Source organism: Streptomyces mayteni (assembly GCF_054783955.1).
The window spans coordinates 1-15464 of record NZ_BAAGPR010000067.1; the positions used below are offsets into that span (position 1 = coordinate 1).

14 protein-coding genes, 1 pseudogene and 1 riboswitch are annotated in these 15464 nt (G+C 72.4%); of the genes and pseudogenes, 4 read left to right on the top strand and 11 right to left on the bottom strand.

The window, feature by feature from the left end:
• Together ACYVPE_RS25670 and ACYVPE_RS25675 are read right to left on the bottom strand one after the other, a co-directional pair.
• Nucleotides 1–2310, bottom strand: a 2310-nt coding sequence (locus ACYVPE_RS25670; RefSeq protein ID WP_461036080.1) for a Tex family protein, incomplete at its 3' end; no start/stop codon positions are given.
• 84 nt (nt 2311–2394) lie between these two features.
• Nucleotides 2395–2784, bottom strand: a complete 390-nt coding sequence (locus ACYVPE_RS25675; RefSeq protein ID WP_461036081.1) for a winged helix-turn-helix transcriptional regulator — start codon at nt 2782–2784, stop codon at nt 2395–2397.
• A gap of 92 nt (nt 2785–2876) precedes the next feature.
• Between ACYVPE_RS25675 and ACYVPE_RS25680 the strand changes: the two genes are divergently transcribed.
• Nucleotides 2877–3737, top strand: coding sequence for an NAD(P)H-binding protein (locus ACYVPE_RS25680; RefSeq protein ID WP_461036082.1), 861 nt, complete (start codon nt 2877–2879; stop codon nt 3735–3737).
• A 238-nt stretch (nt 3738–3975) separates the two neighbouring features.
• Nucleotides 3976–4398, top strand: a complete 423-nt coding sequence (locus ACYVPE_RS25685; protein WP_461036083.1) for an ATP-binding protein — start codon at nt 3976–3978, stop codon at nt 4396–4398.
• Between the two features lie 58 nt (nt 4399–4456).
• On the opposite strand, the gene ACYVPE_RS25690 is transcribed toward ACYVPE_RS25685, so the two are convergent.
• On the bottom strand, nt 4457–6625 hold the full coding sequence (locus ACYVPE_RS25690) for a bifunctional serine/threonine-protein kinase/ABC transporter substrate-binding protein (protein WP_461036084.1): 2169 nt from the start codon (nt 6623–6625) through the stop codon (nt 4457–4459).
• Complete coding sequence (locus ACYVPE_RS25695) at nt 6622–7419, bottom strand: hypothetical protein (protein WP_461036085.1); 798 nt, start codon at nt 7417–7419, stop codon at nt 6622–6624. Before ACYVPE_RS25695 ends, ACYVPE_RS25690 begins: the two co-directional genes overlap by 4 nt.
• A gap of 139 nt (nt 7420–7558) precedes the next feature.
• On the opposite strand from ACYVPE_RS25695, the gene ACYVPE_RS25700 reads away from it, so the two are divergent.
• On the top strand, nt 7559–8623 hold the full coding sequence (locus tag ACYVPE_RS25700; RefSeq protein ID WP_461036086.1) for an aminotransferase class V-fold PLP-dependent enzyme: 1065 nt from the start codon (nt 7559–7561) through the stop codon (nt 8621–8623).
• A 378-nt stretch (nt 8624–9001) separates the two neighbouring features.
• Here the strand turns inward: ACYVPE_RS25700 and ACYVPE_RS25705 are convergent.
• Together ACYVPE_RS25705 and ACYVPE_RS25710 are read right to left on the bottom strand one after the other, a co-directional pair.
• Nucleotides 9002–9280 (bottom strand): annotated as a pseudogene (locus tag ACYVPE_RS25705) (endonuclease V); the annotation flags it as partial.
• The gene (locus tag ACYVPE_RS25710; protein ID WP_461036087.1) at nt 9277–10728 is read right to left on the bottom strand and encodes a glycine hydroxymethyltransferase; all 1452 of its coding nucleotides are present in this window, start codon (nt 10726–10728) and stop codon (nt 9277–9279) included. The gene ACYVPE_RS25710 and the pseudogene ACYVPE_RS25705, both read right to left, overlap by 4 nt.
• Before the next feature lie 25 nt (nt 10729–10753).
• A riboswitch (ZMP/ZTP riboswitch) is annotated at nt 10754–10846 on the bottom strand.
• 128 nt (nt 10847–10974) lie between these two features.
• Here ACYVPE_RS25710 and ACYVPE_RS25715 point away from each other — a divergent pair.
• Nucleotides 10975–11187, top strand: a complete 213-nt coding sequence (locus tag ACYVPE_RS25715) for a dodecin (RefSeq protein ID WP_461036088.1) — start codon at nt 10975–10977, stop codon at nt 11185–11187.
• A 73-nt stretch (nt 11188–11260) separates the two neighbouring features.
• On the opposite strand, the gene ACYVPE_RS25720 is transcribed toward ACYVPE_RS25715, so the two are convergent.
• Genes ACYVPE_RS25720 through ACYVPE_RS25740 form a run of 5 tightly spaced genes read right to left on the bottom strand, consistent with a single transcriptional unit; the run spans nt 11261 to nt 15116 of the window.
• Nucleotides 11261–12640, bottom strand: coding sequence for a cytochrome P450 (locus tag ACYVPE_RS25720; RefSeq protein WP_461036089.1), 1380 nt, complete (start codon nt 12638–12640; stop codon nt 11261–11263).
• Nucleotides 12641–12642: 2 nt separating this feature from the next.
• Nucleotides 12643–13239 (bottom strand): GTP-binding protein, encoded by a 597-nt coding sequence (locus ACYVPE_RS25725; RefSeq protein ID WP_461036090.1) that lies wholly within the window; start codon nt 13237–13239, stop codon nt 12643–12645.
• Nucleotides 13214–13606, bottom strand: coding sequence for a DUF742 domain-containing protein (locus ACYVPE_RS25730; protein ID WP_461036091.1), 393 nt, complete (start codon nt 13604–13606; stop codon nt 13214–13216). Before ACYVPE_RS25730 ends, ACYVPE_RS25725 begins: the two co-directional genes overlap by 26 nt.
• The gene (locus tag ACYVPE_RS25735; RefSeq protein WP_132817720.1) at nt 13603–14004 is read right to left on the bottom strand and encodes a roadblock/LC7 domain-containing protein; all 402 of its coding nucleotides are present in this window, start codon (nt 14002–14004) and stop codon (nt 13603–13605) included. Before ACYVPE_RS25735 ends, ACYVPE_RS25730 begins: the two co-directional genes overlap by 4 nt.
• On the bottom strand, nt 14001–15116 hold the full coding sequence (locus ACYVPE_RS25740; protein WP_461036092.1) for an ATP-binding protein: 1116 nt from the start codon (nt 15114–15116) through the stop codon (nt 14001–14003). Before ACYVPE_RS25740 ends, ACYVPE_RS25735 begins: the two co-directional genes overlap by 4 nt.
• Nucleotides 15117–15464: the final 348 nt, after the last annotated feature.

Consider the following 15464-nt stretch of genomic DNA (forward strand, 5'->3'; position numbering starts at 1 on the left):
GCCGCCGCGCTCACCGCGGCCGCCGCCCTCACCGCGCGGGCCCCGCTCCTCGCGGCCACGCCCGCCGCCGCCGGCGCCCTGCTCCTCGTCGAGCCGCAGCGTCAGCGAGATCCGCTTGCGCGGCACGTCGACGTCGAGCACCTTCACCTTCACGATGTCCCCCGGCTTCACGACCTCGCGCGGGTCGGAGACGAACTTCCGCGACATCGCCGAGACATGGACCAGGCCGTCCTGGTGGACGCCGACGTCGACGAAGGCGCCGAAGGCCGCGACGTTGGAGACCACGCCCTCCAGCACCATGCCCGCCTTCAGGTCGCCGATCTTCTCGACGCCCTCCTTGAACCGGGCGGTGCGGAAGGCCGGACGCGGGTCGCGGCCCGGCTTCTCCAGCTCCTTGAGGATGTCCGTGACGGTGGGCAGGCCGAAGGTGTCGTCCACGAAGTCGGCCGGCCGCAGCGCCCGGAGCGTCGACCCGTTGCCGATGAGGGCCGCCACGTCGCCGCCGGACGCCTCGACCATGCGGCGGACCACCGGGTACGCCTCGGGGTGCACCGCCGAGACGTCGAGCGGGTCGTCGCCGCCCCTGATCCGCAGGAAGCCGGCGCACTGCTCGAACGCCTTGGGCCCGAGCCTCGGCACCTGCTTCAGCGCGCCACGGCTGGTGAAGGGACCGTTCTGGTCGCGGTGGGTCACGATGTTCTCGGCCAGGTTGGTGCCGATGCCGGAGACCCGGGCGAGCAGCGGCACGGAGGCGGTGTTGACGTCCACCCCGACACCGTTCACACAGTCCTCGACGACCGCGTCGAGCGAGCGGGAGAGCTTCACCTCGGCCAGGTCGTGCTGGTACTGGCCGACGCCGATCGACCGCGGGTCGATCTTCACGAGCTCGGCCAGCGGGTCCTGGAGCCGGCGGGCGATGGAGACGGCGCCGCGCAGCGACACGTCGAGCTCCGGCAGCTCCTGCGCCGCGTAGGCGGAGGCCGAGTAGACCGAGGCGCCGGCCTCGGAGACCACCATCCTGGTCAGCTTGGCCTCGGGCAGCCGGCCGATCAGCTCGCCGGCCAGCTTGTCGGTCTCCCGGGAGGCCGTGCCGTTGCCGATCGCGATCAGCTCCACCCCGTGCTCGCGGACCAGCGTGGCGAGCCGGCCGAGCGCCTCGTCCCACCGGCGGGCCGGGGCGTGCGGGTAGATCGTGTCGGTGGCGGCCACCTTGCCCGTGGCGTCGACCACGGCGACCTTGACGCCGGTGCGCAGCCCCGGGTCGAGCCCCATGGTGGCCCGGGTGCCGGCGGGCGCGGCGAGCAGCAGGTCGCGCAGGTTGGCCGCGAAGACCGCCACCGCGTCGTCCTCGGCGGCGGTGCGCAGCCGGGTGCGCAGGTCGATGCCGAGGTGGACCAGGATCCGGGTGCGCCAGGCCCAGCGGACCGTCTCGGCCAGCCAGGCGTCGCCCGGCCGACCCCGGTCGACGACGCCGAAGCGGTGGGCGATGGCCCGCTCGAACGAGGAGGGCCCGGCGTCCCGCGCCGCGGCCGGGTCGTCGCCCGAAGCCTCGGACCGTTCGGGCTCCAGGGTGAGGTCGAGGACCTCCTCCTTCTCGCCCCTGAACATGGCGAGCACCCGGTGCGACGGGAGCTCGGCGAACGGCTCGGCGAAGTCGAAGTAGTCGGCGAACTTGGCGCCCTCGGTCTCCTTGCCCGACCTGACCCTGGCCATCAGCCGGCCCCGCTGCCACATCCGCTCGCGCAGCTCGCCGAGCAGGTCGGCGTCCTCGCCGAACCGCTCGGTGAGGATGGCCCTGGCGCCGGCGAGCGCCGCCTCGGCGTCGGGCACGCCGCGCGCCTCGTCGACGAAGGCGGCGGCCGCGGCCGCCGGCAGCACGCCGGGATCCGCGAGCAGCCCCTCGGCCAGCGGCTCGAGCCCGGCCTCGCGGGCGATCTGGGCCTTGGTGCGGCGCTTGGGCTTGTAGGGCAGGTAGATGTCCTCCAGGCGGGCCTTGGTCTCGGCGCCGCGGATCGCGGCCTCGAGCGCCGCGTCCAGCTTGCCCTGGGTCCGCACCGACTCGAGCACGGCCTCGCGCCGCTCCTCGAGCTCCCGCAGATAGCGCAGCCGCTCGTCGAGGGTGCGCAGCTGGGTGTCGTCGAGCGCGCCGGTGACCTCCTTGCGGTACCGGGCGACGAACGGCACCGTCGCGCCTCCGTCGAGCAGCCCCACGGCCGCCTGGACCTGCCCCTCCGCTACGCCGAGCTCCTCGGCGATCCTGGTTTCGATGGACCGTCCTGCGACGGACTGTGTCACGATCTCGCTCCGCATTTCCCGCGCTTTCCCGGCTTCGCGACGCGCACTCCACGCCGCGCAGAGCATTGTGACAGGCGGCACCGACATCCGGGCGTTCCGCTAGCGACTCGGCTCGGCGTTCCGCGTGTCGTAGCGCTCCCTGGCCTCGACCACCCGCGGCAGCCGGCGCTCCACGAGCCGGGTGAGTTCCCAGACCTGGGCCGCGAACTCGCGGCCGAGCGGGGTGAGCGAGTAGTCCACGTGCGGCGGGATCACCGGGCGCGCCTCGCGCAGCACCAGGCCGTCCCGCTCCAGGGTCTGGAGCGTCTGGGCGAGCATCTTCTCGCTGATGCCGCCGACGGCGCGGCGCAGCGCGCTGAAGCGCATCCGCTCGGCGTCGAGCAGCACGGCGAGCAGCAGCACGCCCCAGCGGCTCGTGACGTGGTCGAGCAGCACCCTGGACGGACAGTTCGCCAAGTTCACATCGGCGGGCAACGCACTTACCGGCATGCCAGTACCTTACTTCAAAGTGGGTACTTTCCCATGGTTAGTGTGCAGCTTAGGGTCGTGGTGACCGACAGAACAACACCGAGGAGACATGCATGTACGTCGTCACCGGAGCCACCGGCCACCTGGGCGCGCTGGCCGTCAGGGCGCTGCTCGACAAGGTCCCGGCCGAGCAGGTGGCCGTGGTGGTGCGGAACGAGGCGAAGGCCGCCGACCTGGCGGCCCGCGGTGTGAGCGTCCGCGTCGCCGACTACGACCGCCCCGAGGCCCTGGCGGGCGCCTTCCGCGCCGGCGAGCGGGTGCTGTTCGTCTCGGGCAGCGAGGCGGGGCGGCGGATACCGCAGCACACCGCCGTGGTGGCGGCGGCCGGGGCGGCCGGGGTGGGGCTGCTCGCCTACACCGGCGTGCTGGGCGGCCCGAAGGCCGACTTCCGGCTCGCCGACGACCACAAGGCCACGGAGGAGGCCATCCTCGCCTCCGGGCTGCCGTACACCTTCCTGCGCAACGGCTGGTACCACGAGAACTACACCGAGAACCTGGCCCCGGTGCTGGAGCACGGGGTGGTGCTCGGCAGCGCGGGCGAGGGGCGGATCGCCTCCGCCTCGCGGGCGGACTACGCGGCCGCCGCGGTCGCCGTGCTCACCGGCGAGGGCCACGAGGGCAGGGCCTACGAGCTGAGCGGTGACACCGCCTGGAGCCTGGCCGAGTACGCGGCCGAGCTCTCCCGGCAGACCGGCCGGGAGATCCGCTACGCGCCCGTCAGCGCCGAGGAGCACCTGGCCGTGCTGACCGGCGCCGGGGTGCCCGAGCCGTTCGCCGCGATCCTCGTCGACGTGGACACGGCCGGCATCGCCCGCGGGCTGCTCGCCGGCACCTCGGGCGAACTGACGCGGCTCATCGGCCGGCCGACCACCCCGCTCGCCGACGCCGTCGCGACCGCCCTGAACCCGTCCTGACCTGCGCGGGGAGGCGCCCGAACGGCGCCTCCCCGCACGCTTTTCGGCCATACCCGAGTGCGGGAGCGCTCCCGCCGAATACCAATCTGAGCCGGTGTCAACTCCACCACTCCTTCGAGTGATATGAACTCCACACGTGCAGCTGAATTCCTTGCGGACTGCCGGGAGTTAGGGGCAGGGTGCGAGACATAACGCAGCGCACCCATTCCCTGACAACGCGTGGAGCACCGGAGGGACCATGACGCTCACCAGCCCGGACGCCGAAATCCAACGCCTCTCGTACAGCTGGCTGCTGACGGCCAGGCGTGAGGATCTGGCGCACTTCCGGCGGCTCGCCTCGCTCGCGATGCGGGACTGGGGGCAGCCGCCCCGGGTCACCGAGGTCGTGCTGCACGCGGTCACCGAGCTGTTGTCCAACGTGGCCAGGCACGTCGGCGACCGCCGCTGCACGTTGGAGCTCGCCCTGCTCGGCAACGCCGTCCAGGTCTCCGTCAGCGACCGCTCAGCCGAGTTGCCCAAGATCACCCTGCCCGACTGGACGGCCGAGGAGGGCCGGGGGCTCTGGCTGCTGCGGGAGATGGCCGACGGCCTCGGCTACGCGCTGACGGAGGAGGGCAAGCAGGTCTGGGTGCGGGTCGGCACCGACCCCGGCGGCTCCTGAACACACGGCGCACGGCCCGGGTGTTCCGCCACCCGGGCCATGCTCACGACGGTCCCGCTCACTCCGCCGCCGTGTCGAGGGGGCGGCGGAACCGCACCCCGTTCGCGTCCGCCTTGTAGAGGTAGCCGAGCGGCCCCTCGCCCGCGTAGCCGCCCGCGGCGTCGAAGGCCAGGTCCCGGCCGAGACCGTGGTACTCGGCGTCGCGCAGCCGGGTCAGCAGCGCCCCCTTGGTCACACCCGACGGCTCCCCGGCCAGCGCGCGCATCGCGTCGACCAGCATCCGGGTCGCGTCGTACGCCTCGACCGCGTACGGCTCGACGGTGCCGCCGAACCGCCCCCGGTGCACGGTGGCGAACCCGCTGGCGTCCGGGTCACCTATCGGATCCGTGTACGTGGTGACGAAGTACCAGCCGGCCGCGGCCTCCCCCGCGAGTTCGAAGAAGGTGGCTCCGAGCGCCTCCTGGGTGGCCACCACCGACCCCTGGTAGCCCGCCTCGGCCAGCGCGCCGGCGAGCCGCCCGGCGCCGTCCGCCAGGCCCCCGTACACCACGGCGTCCACCCCGGCCGCCGTGAACTCCGCGGCGACCTCGGCGAAGTCCCGGGTGCCAGCGGGCAGCACCCGGGGCGTGAGCTCCACCGTCGCCCGGTCCACGGCGTCGCTGACCGCCCGGGTGACCAGCCAGCTGTACTCGTCCGCCGTGCGGTCGTCGATCAGGCCGACCCGGCGGGCACCGAGCTCCTGCGCGAGCACCAGCGGGATCGCGCCGGCCGCCGTCCCGGTGTCCGGCCGCCCGAGCAGCAGCGTGTCCTCGGCGGCGCGCGGCTCGAAGTTCCCGGCGGACAGGGCGAACAGCGGCATGCCGGCCGCCCCGTACGCGTCGGCCGCGGCCCGCGCGACCGCGTCCGCGGTGGGGCCTATGACGGCCATCACCGCCGGGTCGGCGATCAACGACCGCGCCACCTCGGCCGCGCGCTCGGCGTCACCGCCGTCGTCCACCTCGCGCAGGCTCAGCGAGAAGCCGAGGTCGCCCAGCGAGTTCAGCTCCTCGACGGCCATGGTGACGCCCCGCCGCTGGCCCTTGCCGTACTTGGCGTGCGGGCCGGTCAGGTCGGCGTGCAGCCCGATCGCGTAGTGGCCACGGCCCTCGGCCGAGGCCGCGCCGCCGGACCGCGGCAGCAGCAGCCTGGCGGTGAGCGCCCCGCCGAGCAGCAGCGCGCCCGCGCCGCCGATCGCCGTCAACACCCGGCGCCGCGACGACATCGGCTCGGGCGCGGGTTCGGGCGGCGGCTCCTGGGCCGCACGCGGCGGCCTGGCGGGCGGCGGCGGTTCCGGGTCGAGCCACTCGGACAGCTCCGGCCCCGGCGCGGGCAGCCGGGCGTGGAAGCGGTGGTTGACGTCGGCCGCGACCGCCGAGGGCAGCCAGCCGGCGGAGTGGCCGACCCCCGCGGCGTCGCCGGCGTCCGCGAGTTCGGCGCGCAGGTCGGCGGCGGTGGGGCGGAGCATCGGGTCCTTGGCCAGGCACGCCTCGATCACCTCGAGCAGGCTGCGGGGCACGTCCGCCAGGTCGGCCGGCTCGTGCACCACCCGGTGCAGCAGCTCGCGACCGGTGCCGGTGCCGAAGGGGTGGCGGCCGGTGGCCACGTAGGCCAGCACGCAGCCGAGCGAGAAGACGTCCGTGCCAGGACCTGGCGGCGTGGCCCCGCCGCGGGCCTGCTCGGGCGACTGGTAGCCGGGGGTGCCGCCGACGGTGCCGGTGCCGCCGAAGCCGGTGAGCCGGGGTCCGTCGGGCACCAGTTGGACGTGGCCCGGGCGCACGTCCTGGTGGACGAGGCCGGCCTGGTGCACGGCCGCCAGCGCCTCGGCGAGCATGGCCCCGACCGTCCGCACCGGGCCGCGCGGCAGCGGGCCGTGCGCCGCGACCGTCTCGGCGAGCGTGGGCCCGGGCACGTAGGGGAAGGCGGCCCACATGGTGCCGCCCGCCGTGTCGGCGGCCAGCACGCCGACCAGGCAGCGGGCCGACACGTGCCGGGCGGCGGCCACGTCGCGTTCGAACCTGGCGCGGAACTCCGGGTCCCTGGCGTGCTCACGGCGGATCACCTTGAGCGCGGCCGGTGCGCCGCCGAGCGACCTGGCGAGGTAGACGACCCCGGTGCGGCCGTCGGCGATCCGCCGCAGCAGCCGGTAGCCGCCGATCCGCCGGGGGTCCGACAATTCGAGATCCCTCACCGCAGCTCGCTCTCCGCCCGCGACAACATCAGTTCGAGGCCCGCGTTGAGCAGCGCCCCGACGTCCTCCTCGTCGTAGCCCCCGGTGCCCTTGACGGCGAGCGCCACGGTGACCGGGCCGAGCCTGGCCACGCCCCACAGATAGGGGTGCGGGCCGCCGGGACCCCGGCCGTGGTACTCGCCGCCCTCGTGGATCATGTCGTCGGCCGCCAGCTGGCCGCGGACGCCGTAGGGGGCGCCCTCGGAGCGCAGCCCGGTGATCCGCTCGCCCTCCCTGAGGGTCTGCTCTGGGCAGCGCAGCCCCTCCTCGAGGGTGGCCGCCATCCGCTCGTCGGCCACGGTCGTGCTGCGGTACACGGTGACCGAGGACATCACGCGTAACGGCTCGTCCCGCTCGTCGGGCGCCGGGTGTTCGCTGTTGCGCGAGAGGCTGGCGAGCACCTCGTCGGGCAGCGCCTCACGGCGCCAGACGCAGCCCTCGTCGAGCACCGCCCAGGTGGCGGGTTCCGACTCGAAGGGATCCTGCTCCAGGAATCCGTCGCCGAGGTCGGCGGGGCCCGCGGCGACGGCCCTGGCCAGGTCGAGGGCGGCCGCCGGATCGGCCGGCGGGGCGACGACCCGGGGCGAGGCCCCGTCCGACGCCCCGCTCGGCGGTGACGAGCCGTCCGCGGCGCCCCGCCCACCGCCGCCACCGTCGTCCGCCGGCCCGTCGCCCGCGTCGGCGGTGGTGCAGCCGAACAGCAGCACCGCCGTGGACACCGCCAGCGCGGCGCGCACCTGCCTCAGGTACCGCACCGTGACCTCCCGAGTCCGCTGAGTGGGGGATCACCCTAGCGTCCCGGCCCGACAACCGGCAGTGCCGGCCGACCCGATCGCCGCCCACCAGGCCGAAACGGGATGGCGGCCGGCCGGCGCGGTCAGCAGACTTCGAGGCATGGAGCTCCTGCCGCCCGGCGAGTACGCGCCGTCCCTGTCGTATCTGAACACCGCGAGCCACGGTCTTCCGCCGGCCCGGGCGGCCGCCCGGCTGCGCGCGGCGCTCGCCGACACGCAGGAGGGCCGGATCGATCCGGGGGCCAACGCGGCGGCCCTGGAGGCGGTACGCGCCGGCTATGCGGAACTGGCCGAGATCTCACCCGAACGAGTGGCGCTCGGCTCCGGCGTCGCCGTGCACGCCGCGCTGATCGCCGCCGCGTTGCCGCCGGGCTCAGAAGTGCTCTGTCCCGAGGACGAGTACACCTCGCTGGTGACGCCGTTCGCCCGGCGGCCGGGGATCAGGCTGCGCGAGGTGCCGCTGGCCGAGCTGGCCGGGGCGGTGGACGGCTCCACGGCGCTGGTGGCGTTCTCGGCCGTGCAGTCGCTCGACGGCCGCACGGCCGACCTGCCGGCGATCCTGGCGGCCGCCGGTCGGCACGGCGCGCGGACGCTGCTCGACACCACCCAGGCGCTCGGCTGGCTGCCGCTCTCCGCGGGGGACTTCGACTTCACCGTGTGCGCCGGCTACAAGTGGCTGCTCTGCCCACGCGGCACCGCCTTCCTGACCGTGCCAGAGGACGGCGGCGGTCTTGTCCCGCTGCACGCGGGCTTCACGGCCGCCCGCGCCTCCCGGCGGGGCCCCTACGGGCCGGTGGCCGAACTGGCGGCGGGCGCCCGGCGGTTCGACGAGAGCACCGCGCTGCTGCCGTACCTGGCGGCGGTCGAGTCGCTGGGCCTGGTGGCGGAGTTGGGGCGGCCGGCGATCCAGGCGCACGACGTGGCGCTGGCGACCAGGTTCCGGGCCGGGCTGGCGCGGATCGGGCTGCCTGCGGTGCCCGGCGACTCCCCCATCGTGTCGGTGCCGGGCGCCGCCGGGGCCGAGGCCCGGCTCGCGGCGGCGGGGGTGCGCGTGGCGGCGCGCGGCGGCGGTCTGCGCGCCGCCTTCCACGTCTACAACACCGAGGCGGACGTGGACCGGGCGCTCGAAGCGCTGGCGGACGCCCGTCAGGCGTCGGGCGGGTAGCACGTATGAGGTTGGTTTAGCTCGATCGTGTGGTGGTCGGTTCCTAGGCTTGCATCGCTACGGACAAGGCGGGTTAGCGTGGGGGGCGATCTGGGATGCCGGGTGCGGCGCCAGTGCACGGGGCCCCCGCTCCACCGGAGTGATGGTTCGGGGCCTCCCCGTCGCTCTTGGCCGTACCTGGCTGGCCAGATCACACAGGGAACCGGCCTCCCGGGATCGGACCACGCACAGGATGCGTGTCGCTGCCTCGGGGTTGAGTACGCCGGGGACCAGTGCGCCCAAGACCGTTCGGGGCGTGCGGCTGACCGGGCAAACTCCCGCCCAGTCCTAAGGAACGGTTCTTGGCGACGCCGATGGCGTCCAGCACAACCGGCAGCTCCCCGGCACGTAGGGGAAGGCCACCCGGTCCACCGCCGTGGCGTGCTCGACCTCGGCCAGGGTGGCCGCGTCGAGCGCCACGGCGGCGGCCGCGACGGTGTCGCGCGCGTCGTCGTAGGCGACGTCCACGCCGACCACCACGGTGCCGGGGGCGCCGGGTGCGGGGCCCGAGTCGTCCAGGCGGGTGTGCGGTCGCAACCGTTCCTGGACGGCCTCGGCCTCGGCCTCGGTGGCCGGGGTGACGTGCGGGTGGACGAGCGGGATGTCGGGCACGCTCAGCTCAGGTCGATCCCGGGGTAGAGCGGGTGCTTGGCGAGCAGGTCGGCGGCGCGCTTGGCGACCTGGTCGGCCACGCCCTCCTCAAGCCGGTAGGTGGCCTTGGACGGCTTGCCGTTCTTGGCGGTGCCCGGGGTGGTGCGGGAGAGCACGACGTCGATCAGCTCGGCGACCTCGTCCATGCCGGCGGTGTCCAGGCCGCGGGTGGTCAGCGCCGGGGTGCCGACCCGGATGCCCGAGGTGTACCAGGCGCCGTTGGGGTCGCGGGGCACCGCGTTCCGGTTGGTGACGATGCCGGCGTCGAGCAGCGCGGCCTCGGCCTGGCGGCCGGTGAGGCCGTAGCCGGAGACGTCGATCAGCGCGAGGTGGTTGTCGGTGCCGCCGGTGACCAGGCGGGTGCCGCGGCGCAGCAGGCCCTCGGCGAGGGCGCGGGCGTTGTCGACGATGCGCTGGGCGTAGTCCTGGAAGGCGGGCTGCCTGGCCTCGGCGAGGGCCACGGCCTTGGCGGCCATCACGTGCGGCAGCGGGCCGCCGAGCACCATGGGGCAGCCGCGGTCGACCTGGTCGGCGAGCGAGTCGTCGCAGAGCACCATGCCGCCGCGGGGGCCGCGCAGCGACTTGTGGGTGGTGGTGGTGACGATCTGGGCGTGCGGCACGGGGTCGAGGTCGCCGGTGAGGACCTTGCCGGCGACGAGGCCGGCGAAGTGGGCCATGTCGACCATCAGCGTGGCGCCGACCTCGTCGGCGATCTCGCGCATGATCCGGAAGTTGATCAGCCGGGGGTAGGCGGAGTAGCCGGCGATCAGGATCAGCGGCCGGAACTCGCGGGCGGCGGCGCGCACGGCGTCGTAGTCGACCAGGCCGGTCTCGGGGTCGGTGCCGTAGCTGCGCTGCTCGAACATCTTGCCGGAAATGTTCGGGCGGAAGCCGTGGGTGAGGTGGCCGCCGGCGTCCAGGGACATGCCGAGCATCCGCTGGCTGCCGAGGTCGCGGCGCAGGGCGGCCCAGTCCTCCTCGCTGAGGTCGTTGACCTGGCGGGCGCCGGCCCGCTCCAGGGCCGGGCTCTCGACCCGCTGGGCGAGCACCGCCCAGAAGGCGACGAGGTTGGCGTCGATGCCGGAGTGCGGCTGGACGTAGGCGTGGCGGGCGCCGAAGAGCTCGCGGGCGTGCTCGGCGGCGATGGACTCCACGGTGTCGACGTTGCGGCAGCCGGCGTAGAAGCGGCGGCCGACGGTGCCCTCGGCGTACTTGTCGCTCATCCAGTTCCCCATGGCGAGCAGCACGGCGGGGGAGGCGTAGTTCTCGCTGGCGATGAGCTTGAGGGACGCGCGCTGGTCCTCGATCTCGGCGCCGATCGCGTCGGCGATCCGCGGTTCGACGGACCTGACCACGTCGAGACCGCTGCGGAAGGCGGTGGAGACGGTCGGGTCGGCCGCTGGCTCGTGGGTCATGGTGGGCCTCCTTGACAGCATGAGTCGCGATGGCCCAGGCGCACGGCTCCACATCGCACAGCTCGGGCCGCTTCCCGATGGTTGCCCCCATCCCGACGCGCCAGTCACGGCCCGCGTGTGAGGGTAGCACCGCTGGTCGCGGCCGTGTCGCGGGTGTCCACGCGGTGGGGCACGGTGGAGGTGGGGCGGGGTTCGGTGCCCCGTTTTCCCCTTCGTCTTCTTCTTCGTCCTGGCATGGAGGCCGGCATGAGCGAGCACATCTACCGGGTGACCGAGATCGTCGGTTCCTCACCGGAGAGCGTGGACGCGGCGGTGCGCAACGGGATCGCCCGGGCGGCCAAGACGCTGCGCAACCTCGACTGGTTCGAGGTGACGCAGATCCGCGGCCATGTCGAGGACGGGGTGATCGGCCACTACCAGGTGGGCCTGAAGGTGGGCTTCCGGCTGGAGGACGCGTAGGGCAGGCGGAAACCCTGCCGCCCCCGGCCGACGGGCGTCGGCCGGGGGCGGCAGGGTGAATCTCGGTGACGCGTCAGCGCCAGCGGGCCAGGAAGGAGCTCCACCAGCCGCTCTTGGCGGGGGTGGACGGAGTGGCCTGGACCGGCTGAGCCGGGGCGGTGGCCTTGGTCGGGTCGGGCGTCCTGGTCTGGAGGCGCACCGGGGTGAAGCTGGCGGGGAGCTCGACGAGCCCGCGCTGGAACGGGCTCGGCCGCCAGGCCAGGTTCTCGACGGGCACCGCGAGCTCGATGTCGGGCAGCAGGTTGAGCAGCCGTTCGATCGCCCCGACGGCCATGAGGGTGGCCGGGTCCTTGGCCGGGCAGGCGTGCGGTCCGGCCGACCAGGCGAGGTGGGCCCGCTTGCTCAGCATCTGCCGGGAGGCCGAGAGCGCGGGGTCCGTGTTCGCGCCCGCGAAGCTCACCACGACGGGATCACCCGCGGCCAGCTTCATGCCGAAGAACTCGATGTCGCGGGTCGGGTAGTGCACGCCGTAGTTGGGGACCGGCGCGTTGTTCCACAGGACCTCGTCCACCGCGTCCTCGACCAGCAGCGCGCCGCCGTACTGCCCGCCGTAGAACCGCTCGTCGGAGAGGACGAGCATCAGTCCGGTGCCGATGAGGTTGCGGACGGGGTCGGCGCCGGCGGCCGTCATCGTGAACAGCTGGTTGGCGATCTCCTCGTCCGACAGCGCGGACGGGTGCTGGATCATCCACGAGGTGACGTCCTCGCCGGGCTGGGCCCGCTTGATCGCGACCAGCTCGGCCAGGCACTCGGCGGTCTGCATGGCCGCGGCCGCGGCGTCCTCGCCGGCCCACACCGCAGACCAGCCTTCCGCCAGCCGGTCACCGAGGTGGGCCGGGCAGCCGAAGATGTCGTTGACGACCAGGAGCGACACCAGCTTGGCGTACTCGTCGACCAGGTCGACCGTGCCCCGGGTGCTGAACTGCTCGATCAGGTAGGACGAGATCCGCTCCACCTGCCGGCTGAGCCGGTGCGTGTCCACCTTGGCCATGCTGTCGCTGATCGCCTGACGCAGCCGCAGGTGCTCGGCACCGTCGGCGAAGAAGGCGTTGGGCCGGTGGGCCATCATGGGAACGGCCGGGCTGTCCAGCGGTATGCGACCCTCGTTGAGGTCCCGCCACCGCCGGGAGTCCTTGGAGAACAACTCGGGCGACTGGAGCACCTGCAGGGCGGCTGAGTAGTCGACGACCAGGGTCGCCGGCACCCCGGGAGCGACCTCGACGGGCGCGGCCGGGCCGTACTGACGAAGGTAGTCGTAGAACCGCTGCGGATCGGCCGAGAACTCGGGTCCGTGCAGCGGCACTCGCTCCACGTACGCAGGCCCGCTGCCGTTCTGGGACTGGTGTGCGGGGCAACCGGGCGGCGGGGTCTGGGAGCCTGCGGGGAATTCCATTCTTACTCCTGTCGGGTGCGGCTCTGCAGATAGCGCACGAGAGCCACGAGAGCCTGGGCCGACGACTTCTCGTCGCGGGCATCGCAGGTGACAACCGGGGTTTCGGGGAGCAGGTCGAGCGCCTCGCGCAGCTCCGCGTCGGAGTGTGACGTCGAGCCGTCGAAGTGGTTGACGGCGATGGCGTACGAGATGCCGTACTTCTCGACCAGGTCCATGACGGCGAAAGAGTCCTTGAGACGCTCGGGATCCACCAGGATCAGCGCGCCGAGGGCACCCCGGGTCATGTCCTCCCAGACCTGAACGAAACGCTGCTGTCCCGGCGTTCCGAACAGGTAGAGCACGAGGCGGTCGCTCAGGGTCAGACGACCGAAGTCCATGGCCACGGTCGTCGTCGTCTTGCCCCGCACTCCCTTCAGGTCGTCGATCTCCGCGCCGGCCTGCGTCATCGTTTCCTCGGTGCGCAGCGGCGGAATCTCCGAGAGTGTGCCGATAAACGTCGTCTTGCCGACCGCGAAGTGGCCCACAACCAGGATCTTCGCCGCGATCTGGACCTTGTCGGCCAGATGCACGCCGTCAGCCGAACCGAGCCTGGAGTCCATCCAGCACCTCCTGAAGAACCTTGATATCAGCGAGTTGGGCTGGCGGAATCGGCGCCCTGGTAAGGATGAAGCCGCGTTCTGAGAGGTCCGCCAGGAGCACCTTGACGATGCCGATGGGCAGGCCCAGGTGCCCGGCGATCTCGGCGACCGAGAGATAGCCGCCGTCACACAGGTCGACCACGCCACGCATTTCGGGGTCGAGCTGTCCCCTCTGCTGCTCGGAGTCGGCCGATGCCGTCACCAACGTGACCAGGTCGAAACGGTTTCCGTCGGAAAAGCCGCGCCCGTTAATGATGACGTACGGTCGCACTAATTCGCCGGCCATCGCATCGATGTCGCCGCTGTCCGGTTCCTGGGGTGTGGTCATGCCTGAATACCGGAGTTCTCACGGGGCGGGGTGGTCAGCACCTTGCCGAGTTGACCGACGAGCTGCTGCATGCGGAAGGTGATGTCGGCCATGTCCACCGTCTGCGCGGCGGAGACCGCGAGGTACGCGCCCTCGCCGGCGGAGATGAGGAACACCCAGCCTCCGTCGAACTCCACCACGGTCTGTCGCCAGTGCATCCGCGCGTCGCCCCCGAAGCCGGCGACGGTGCGGCTGAGCGACTGCATGCCGCTCATGGCGGCGGCGATGGTGTCGGCCTCGTCCTTGTCGACGTCGTTGGAGCGGGCCATCAGCAGACCGTCAGCCGAGACGAGGATGGCGTGGCGCGCTCCCGGGACCTCGAGCGCGCTCTCAAGCATCCACGACAGTTCGGTGTTCACTGAACCTCAAATCCTTCCCTGCTCGGATCGGCCTTGCGACCTGACTGCGTGCCCCGCTGAAAAGCGCCCATGATCGACGCGGTCTCCTCGCTCGTCCGCCCGGCGGTCGACTCGGATTCGCTCCTCGACTGCGGCACGATCGCCATCTGCCCGCGCCGCCTGCGCTTGGGCAGACCGCCTGCGGTGGTCGACGGGGCGGGCCGCTCCTCGGCGGAGGTCGTCTGGGGCACGGCAGGGGTCTCGGGTTCGGGCATGTTGGTGAGCAGCTCCTGAGGCAGAAGGACCACCGCCCGCACGCCGCCGTACGGGGAAGCCGAATCGACTGAGACGGTGAATCCGTAGCGGGCGGCGAGCACACCGATGACCGCGAAACCGAACTGGGGCGGGTTGCCGAGCTCGGTGACGCCGATCGGGTGCTCACCCGAGAGCAGCCTTCCGGCCCGGCTCTTCTCCTCCTCGTTCATGCCGACGCCGGCGTCGTCGATGATCACGCACACGCCCTTGGGGACGGTGCGGATGTTGATGTCGATCGTCGTCTCGGGCGCCGAGTAGCTGGTGGCGTTGTCCAGCAGCTCGGCGAGCACCAGAGCCACGGGCTCGACGGCCCGGGGAGCCACCGCGAAACTGGTCTGCGAGCGGATCTCGACCCGGGTGTAGTGCCGGACGCGCCCCTTGGCGCTGCGCGCCACGTCGTAGAGCGAGGCGACCGAACGCTGACGACCGAGCCAGCCGTCGCAGAGCACGGCTACGGACTGTGCCCGTCGACCGAACTGCGAGTTCATGTGGTCGATGTCGAGCAGGTCCTGGAGGATCTGCTGGTCACCGTATTTCTCCTGCACCTTGGAAATCGCCAACTGCTGCTCGTTGGCGAGACCCTGCAGGGTACGCATAGCGGATTTCAGCGCCGTTTTGGTCGCGTCCTCCGCACGGATTCTGGCGTCTTCGACAGATTCCGAGAGGGTGCTTTCGAGTTCCGCGTGTCGGGCCGCCAGCTCCTCGTTCTCCTTGCGGAGCCTCGCCGCCGACTTGCGGCCTCGGTAAATCACGGCTGCAGCAAGGGGAGTGCCAGCAATCAGACCCCAGAGCGCCGGATCCTGCATGTATTGCGTCATGAGATTCTCTTTAAGCTAGACCGCCAGGTACGAAGACAAGAGGGTGCCCTGATGTCGAATCCGACGTCCCCCGAGGTGGATTCACCCCGCCAACCGGCCTGGCACCGCGACGAGGCCCTCTCAGCCCACAGGTCGGCTCCCTATGCCTGGGTGTCGGCATAACGCTCCTCGGGGTGACCCTCTTGTGGCTTGGCTGATTTCCGATGGCCGCTGTCTTACGCGCCCTCAGCTCGCTTGGCAAGCGCGGCGATCGTATCATCTGAGCGACTGTCGGGTTCGGTCACTGCGGCAAGCGGATGAGTCCTGACGGGGCCTCAACGTCGCTGGCGTTTCCTAATTGTTAACCCC

Bases quoted from the DNA above. Each gene is read 5' to 3' on its own strand.
- ACYVPE_RS25685 (WP_461036083.1), top strand. From the start codon at position 3,976: ATGACGCTCACCAGCCCGGACGCCGAAATCCAACGCCTCTCGTACAGC.
- ACYVPE_RS25675 (WP_461036081.1), bottom strand. From the start codon at position 2,784: ATGCCGGTAAGTGCGTTGCCCGCCGATGTGAACTTGGCGAACTGTCCG.
- ACYVPE_RS25720 (WP_461036089.1), bottom strand. From the start codon at position 12,640: ATGGAATTCCCCGCAGGCTCCCAGACCCCGCCGCCCGGTTGCCCCGCA.
- ACYVPE_RS25730 (WP_461036091.1), bottom strand. From the start codon at position 13,606: ATGACCACACCCCAGGAACCGGACAGCGGCGACATCGATGCGATGGCC.
- ACYVPE_RS25710 (WP_461036087.1), bottom strand. From the start codon at position 10,728: ATGACCCACGAGCCAGCGGCCGACCCGACCGTCTCCACCGCCTTCCGC.
- ACYVPE_RS25700 (WP_461036086.1), top strand. From the start codon at position 7,559: ATGGAGCTCCTGCCGCCCGGCGAGTACGCGCCGTCCCTGTCGTATCTG.
- ACYVPE_RS25740 (WP_461036092.1), bottom strand. From the start codon at position 15,116: ATGACGCAATACATGCAGGATCCGGCGCTCTGGGGTCTGATTGCTGGC.
- ACYVPE_RS25725 (WP_461036090.1), bottom strand. From the start codon at position 13,239: ATGGACTCCAGGCTCGGTTCGGCTGACGGCGTGCATCTGGCCGACAAG.
- ACYVPE_RS25680 (WP_461036082.1), top strand. From the start codon at position 2,877: ATGTACGTCGTCACCGGAGCCACCGGCCACCTGGGCGCGCTGGCCGTC.
- ACYVPE_RS25715 (WP_461036088.1), top strand. From the start codon at position 10,975: ATGAGCGAGCACATCTACCGGGTGACCGAGATCGTCGGTTCCTCACCG.